At 73.2% G+C, this 6,261-nt stretch carries 5 protein-coding genes and 1 pseudogene; all 6 read left to right on the top strand.

From position 1 onward, the window contains the following. Window positions 1–2,391: translation initiation factor IF-2 (infB, locus tag ABD308_RS24800; protein ID WP_344338749.1), on the top strand; the 2,391-nt coding region annotated here is incomplete at its 5' end. Window positions 2,392–2,524: 133 nt separating this feature from the next. Then, window positions 2,525–2,821: a DUF503 domain-containing protein gene (locus ABD308_RS24795; RefSeq protein WP_344338747.1), complete on the top strand. Its 297-nt coding sequence runs from the start codon at window positions 2,525–2,527 to the stop codon at window positions 2,819–2,821. A 153-nt stretch (window positions 2,822–2,974) separates the two neighbouring features. Then, window positions 2,975–3,418, top strand: a complete 444-nt coding sequence (rbfA, locus tag ABD308_RS24790; protein WP_030311387.1) for a 30S ribosome-binding factor RbfA — start codon at window positions 2,975–2,977, stop codon at window positions 3,416–3,418. 2 nt (window positions 3,419–3,420) lie between these two features. Next, window positions 3,421–4,527, top strand: coding sequence for a DHH family phosphoesterase (locus ABD308_RS24785; protein ID WP_344338744.1), 1,107 nt, complete (start codon window positions 3,421–3,423; stop codon window positions 4,525–4,527). Between the two features lie 67 nt (window positions 4,528–4,594). Further along, a complete protein-coding gene (truB, locus tag ABD308_RS24780; protein ID WP_344338742.1) occupies window positions 4,595–5,500 on the top strand; it encodes a tRNA pseudouridine(55) synthase TruB in 906 nt (301 codons plus the stop codon). A 187-nt stretch (window positions 5,501–5,687) separates the two neighbouring features. Continuing rightward, window positions 5,688–6,261: pseudogene (locus ABD308_RS24775) on the top strand (trypsin-like peptidase domain-containing protein); the annotation flags it as partial.

The following is a 6,261-nucleotide window of genomic DNA, read 5'->3' as shown; positions in this document are numbered from 1 at the left end:
CGTCCGCGTCCGGGTGGCCAGGGTGCCCCCGGTGCCGGTGCTCCCCGTCCGGGCGGCGACCGTCCGCGTCCGGGTGGCGCGCCGCGTCCGGCCGCTCCGGGTGCCCCGGGTGCCGGTGCTCCGCGCCCCGACGGCATGCCGCGTCCGGCCGGCCCGCGTCCGACCCCGTCGGGCATGCCGCGTCCGAACCCGGGCATGATGCCCCAGCGTCCGGCCGGTCCGGGCCCGCGTCCCGGCCCGGGTGGCCGTGGTCCGGGTGGCCCCGGCGGCCGTCCGGGTGCTCCGGGCGGTGCCCGTCCCGGCTTCCAGGGCCGTCCGGCCGGTCCGGGCTCGCGTCCGGCCGGTGGCGGCTTCGGCGGTCCGCGTCCCGGCGGCGGTGCCCCGGGTGGCGGCGGCGGTGGCGTCGGCCCGCGTCCCGGTGGCTTCGGTGGCCGTCCGGGTGGTCCGGGTGCCCGTGGTGGCACGCAGGGTGCCTTCGGCCGTGGCCCCGGTGGCCGTCCGGCCCGTGGCCGCAAGTCGAAGCGGGCGAAGCGCCAGGAGTACGAGGCCATGCAGGCCCCGTCCGTCGGCGGTGTGATGCTGCCTCGCGGCAACGGCCAGACCGTTCGCCTGTCGAGCGGCGCCTCGCTGATGGACTTCGCGGAGAAGATCAACGCCAACCCGGCCGCGCTCGTCTCCGTCATGTTCAACCTGGGCGAGATGGTCACCGCGACGCAGTCGGTCTCCGACGCGACGCTGCAGCTGCTGGCCGACGAGATGGGCTTCCAGCTCGAAATCGTCAGCCGGGACGACGAGGACCGCGAGCTGCTGGAGTCGTTCGACATCGACTTCGGCGCCGACGAGGGCGACGAGGACCAGCTGGCCCCGCGCCCGCCGGTCGTCACCGTCATGGGTCACGTCGACCACGGTAAGACCCGACTGCTGGACGCGATCCGCAAGTCCAACGTGGTGGCCGGCGAGGCCGGTGGCATCACCCAGCACATCGGCGCCTACCAGGTGGCCACGACGGTGAACGGCGAAGAGCGCCCGATCACCTTCCTCGACACCCCGGGTCACGAGGCGTTCTCCGCCATGCGTGCCCGTGGTGCCAAGTCCACCGACATCGCGATCCTGGTGGTCGCGGCCAACGACGGTGTCATGCCGCAGACGGTCGAGGCGCTGAACCACGCCAAGGCCGCGGGTGTGCCGATCGTGGTCGCCGTCAACAAGATCGACGTCGAGGGCGCCGACCCGACCAAGGTCCGCGGCCAGCTGACCGAGTTCGGCCTGGTGGCCGAGGAGTACGGCGGCGACACCATGTTCGTCGACATCTCCGCGCGCCAGGGTCTGAACATCGACCAGCTGCTGGAGGCCGTGGTCCTGACCGCGGACGCCTCGCTCGACCTGCGGGCCAACCCCGACCAGGACGCGCAGGGCATCGCCATCGAGGCCCACCTCGACAAGGGCCGCGGTGCCATGGCGACCGTCCTCGTGCAGCGCGGTACCCTCCGCGTCGGCGACTCGATCGTGGTCGGCGACGCCTACGGCCGCGTCCGCGCGATGCTGGACGAGAACGGCAACAGCCTCGCCGAGGCCGGCCCGTCCCGCCCGGTGCTGCTGCTCGGTCTGACCTCGGTGCCCCGCGCCGGCGACAGCTTCATCGTCGTCGACGAGGACCGCACCGCCCGCCAGATCGCCGAGAAGCGCTCGGCCCGCGACCGCAACGCCGCCTTCGCGCAGCGTCGGGTCCGGGTGTCCCTGGAGGACCTGGACAAGGCCATCGCCGCCGGCTCCATCGAGCAGCTCAACCTCATCATCAAGGGTGACGTCTCCGGTTCGGTGGAAGCCCTTGAGGACGCCCTCGTCAAGCTGGACGTGGGCGAGGAGGTCGAGCTCCGGGTCCTGCACCGCGGTGTGGGTGCCATCACCGAGTCCGACGTGGACCTGGCGATGGGCTCGGACGCCATCATCATCGGCTTCAACGTGCGCGCGGAGGGTCGTGCGCGCGCCGCGGCCGACAAGGAAGGCGTGGACGTCCGGTACTACTCGGTCATCTACCAGGCGATCGAGGAGATCGAGAACGCCCTCAAGGGCATGCTCAAGCCGGAGTACGAGGAGGTGCGCCTCGGCGCCGCGGAGATCCGCGAGGTCTTCCGCTCCTCCAAGTTCGGCAACATCGCCGGTGTCCTGGTCCGCGACGGCATCATCCGCCGCAACGCCAAGGCCCGCCTGCTGCGCGACGGCAAGGTCGTGGCGGAGAGCCTCACCATCGAGGGTCTGCGCCGCTTCAAGGACGACGCGACCGAGGTCCGCGAGGGCTTCGAGGCCGGTGTGACCCTGGGCTCGTTCAACGACATCAAGGTCGACGACATCATCGAGACCTACGAGATGCGCGAGAAGCCGCGCGCGTAAGCGGGTGGCCGCCGGGGCCGGTCGACGGGTGGTATTTCCGTCGACCGGCCCCGGTCCTGCTGTGTAGGGTCCGGGGAGCGGTCCGGTTCAGGGCCGCTCCCCGAGGCCTTCAGGTCGGCTTGACCTGTCACACATGTTCGTGGGAACACTCACTTTCGACCTGTTGTTGGGCGACGTCCGGTCGCTCAAGGAGAAGCGGTCGATCGTGCGGCCCATCGTGGCCGAACTGCAGCGCAAGTACAGCGTGTGCGCTGCCGAGACCGGGAACCAGGACCTGCACCGCAGGGCCGAGATCGGCCTGGCGGTGGTGTCCGGCGAGGCCGGGTACGTCACCGAGGTCCTGGACAGCTGTGAGCGGTTGGTCGCCGGCCGCCCCGAGGTGCAGCTGCTCTCCGCGAGGAGGCGCTACCACCACGACGACGACGAATGAGGACTGTGGAGCCGGGCGGCGCGAGTCGCCGTTCTCACACAGATCAGGACCGAGAGCGCCCACAAGGCTGGGCGCGGGCCGGTACTTTGGGGCAGGGGCCCCGACGGGCGCGCAGCATGCCCGAGTACCCGGCCCACTGCACGAGGAGGCAACGTGACCGACACCGCAAGGGCGCGCAAGCTCGCCGACCGCATCCAGGTGGTCGTCGCCCAGACCCTGGAGCGCCGGATCAAGGACCCGCGACTCGGGTTCGTGACCATCACCGACGCACGGGTGACCGGGGACCTGCGCGAGGCCACCGTCTTCTACACCGTCTTCGGCGACGACACCGAGCGTGAGGCCACGGCCGCCGCGCTGGAGAGCGCCAAGGGCGTGCTCCGCTCCGAGGTCGGCAAGCAGACCGGGGTGCGCTTCACCCCGACGCTGACCTTCGTCGCGGACGCGCTGCCCGAGAACGCCCGGAACATCGACGACCTGCTCGACCGGGCCCGGGCCATCGACGCGGCGGTGCGCACCACCGCCGCGGGCGCGGCCTACGCCGGCGACGCGGACCCGTACAAGGTTCCGGCGTCCGAGCGTGACGACGAGGACGAGTAGTCATGGCGGGTGAGCCGGCGGGCGCCGGTTCCGCGGCCGGTACCGGTTCGACCACGGGGGCGTCCTCCACCGACACGGTGGAGGGTGCCCTCGCGGTGCTACCGGGACCGCGCGCCGAGGAGAGCGGGTCCGAGCTGGTCTGGCAGCAGGTGGTCGCGGAGATCGGGCGGGCCCGCTCGGTCGACCTGATCTGCCACATCTGCCCGGACGGCGACGCGCTCGGCTCCGCGCTGGCGGCCGCGCTGGCCCTGCGCGGGCTCGGCAAGGAGGTCCGGGTCTCCTTCGGGGACGACCCGCAGATCGTCCCCGAGTCGCTGGCGTTCCTGCCCGGCCAGGAGCTGATCGTGCCGGCCGCGGCGGTGCCCGACACCCCCGAGCTGGTGCTCTGCTTCGACGTCGCGGCGGAGAGCCGGCTCGGCCTGCTGCACGACAAGGCCTTCGCCGCGCCGGTGCTGGCCGTCCTCGACCACCACGCCTCCAACCCCGGCTTCGGCACCCACCAGCTGATCGACCCGGGCGCCCCGGCCACCGCCGTCCTGGTGGACGAGCTGCTGCGCCGGCTCGGCGTCGAGCTGGACCAGGACCTCGCCACCTGCCTCTACACCGGGGTGGCCACCGACACCGGCTCGTTCAAGTACCGGGCCACCACCCCGGCGACGCACGAGCTCGCCGCACGGCTGCTGGCCACCGGCATCCGGCAGGACCTCATCTCCCGGCAGCTGTGGGACACCTCCTCCTTCGGGTACCTCAAGGTGCTGGCCGGCGCGCTCGACCGGGCCGTCTACGAGCCGGAGGCGGCCGAGGGGCGGGGCCTGGTGTGGACCTGGGTGCCCTACCAGGACCTGGTGCTGTTCAGCGTGACCGTCGAGGAGATCGAGGGCCTGATCGACATCCTGCGCCGCCCGGCCGAGGCCGAGGTGGCGCTGGTGCTCAAGCAGGACCCGGACGGCACGCTGCGCGGCTCCTCGCGCTCCAAGGGCGCGGTCGACGTCGCGGCCGCCTGTGCCGAGCTGGGCGGCGGCGGGCACGTCTTCGCGGCCGGCTTCTCCGCGCGGGAGGACGTCGACGTGGTGGTGGAGCGTTTCCGGGCCGCACTGCGGGTTCGGTAGCCGTGCCGCGGGTTCGATAGCTTTGCGGTGCGGTTGATGTGTGTAGGGCTTTGACAGAGAGAACTTGATGAAGCGCAAAGGCACCGGTCCGGACGGCCTGGTCATCGTCGACAAGCCGGAGGGCATCACCTCGCACGGGGTGGTCGCCAAGCTGAGGTGGCTGGCCGGGACACGGAAGGTGGGCCACGCCGGCACCCTCGACCCGATGGCCACCGGCGTGCTGGTGATCGGGGTCGAGCGGGCCACCCGGCTGCTCGGCCACCTGATGCTCACCGCCAAGACCTACGAGGCGACCATCCGGCTCGGCCAGACCACCGTCACCGACGACCGGGAGGGCGAGGTCACCTCCTCGACCCCGGCCGAGGCGGTGAGCCGGGAGGCGATCGACGCCGGGATCGCCCTGCTCACCGGCGAGATCATGCAGGTGCCGTCCAAGGTCAGCGCGATCAAGATCGACGGCAAGCGGTCGTACGCGCGGGTGCGCGAGGGCGAGGACTTCGAACTCGCCGCCCGGCCGACCACCATCCACGCGTTCACCGTGCACGGGCAGCGCGCGGCGGTGGCGGAGGACGGTACCCCGGTGATCGACCTCGACGTCACCGTGGAGTGCTCCTCCGGCACCTACATCCGGGCGCTCGCCCGGGACCTCGGCGCCGGGCTCGGCGTCGGCGGCCACCTCACGGCGCTGCGGCGCACCAAGGTCGGACCGTACGGGGTGGAGTCGGCGCGCACCCTGGAGCAGCTTGAGGAGAAGTTGGAGGTGCTGCCGATCGCGGAGGCCGCGGCGGCCGCCTTCCCGCGCTGGGACCTCGACGCCGACCAGGCGAAGCAGCTCTCGCACGGTGCCCGGCTGAAGGCCCCGGGGATGGGCGTGGACGGGCCGATCGCGGTGTTCGGGCCGGACGGCACCTTCCTGGCCCTGGTGGAGGAGAAGGGCGGCCAGGCCCGGCCGGTCGCCGTCTTCGTCGGCTGACCGCAGGCGCGCGGCGGGCGTGCGGGGAAGTTCACCCGGACGAGCGAGCGCGCGAGGTGAACGACGGTCGTGAACGGCGCGGGCGCGGTCGGTCCGCGCTCGCGCCGGGCAGGCTCCCCGGCGGCGAGCAGGTCGCCGCGACGAGTCCACTCCCGGGCCGGCCGGCCCTGCGGGGAGGGCTGCGGGCATGCCGGGACTGCGGGGCTTCAGGGCTCTTTCGGGGGAGGACGGCGCCGAGGCGGGCGACGCGGGCCGTTCCCTGCTGCTGATCCGCGACCGGGACGGACGGCCGCGCGGGCTCGGCTTCGTCGTCGACCGGCAGGGCACCGTGCTCACCGCCCACGAGGCCGTCGCGGACCTCGACCGGATCGTCCTGCACCTCTCCGGCGGACCGACCCTGGTGACGGGCCCCGAACACGTCGAGCCGCTGCCCGGGCACGGGCTCGCCCTGCTGCGCACCGACCCGGCCGTCGGGCTGCCCGTCCCGCCGCTGCCGCTGGCCGGGCCGTCGGGCGCCGGGGCCGGAGAGGGGCTGCTGGTGCCCGTCCCGGTGCGCGGCGAGGGGCGGGCGGACGGGCGGACGGTGCTGCTGCGGTGCGGCCTCGCCGCGGTCACCGGGGCGGTGTACCCGCAGGCCGACCGCTTCCACCCGATCGGCGGAGTGCTGCTGCTCGACGTGCCCTCGGCGGCGGACGCGGCGGCCGTACCCGCCGGGGCGCCGGTGCTGGACGCCGTCAGCGGCGCGGTGGGCGCCGTCTCCA

The organism is Kitasatospora putterlickiae, from assembly GCF_039527695.1.
Classification (GTDB): domain Bacteria; phylum Actinomycetota; class Actinomycetes; order Streptomycetales; family Streptomycetaceae; genus Kitasatospora; species Kitasatospora putterlickiae.
The sequence above is the reverse complement of the archived record's forward strand: the minus strand, read 5'-3'. Positions and strand labels throughout refer to the sequence as shown.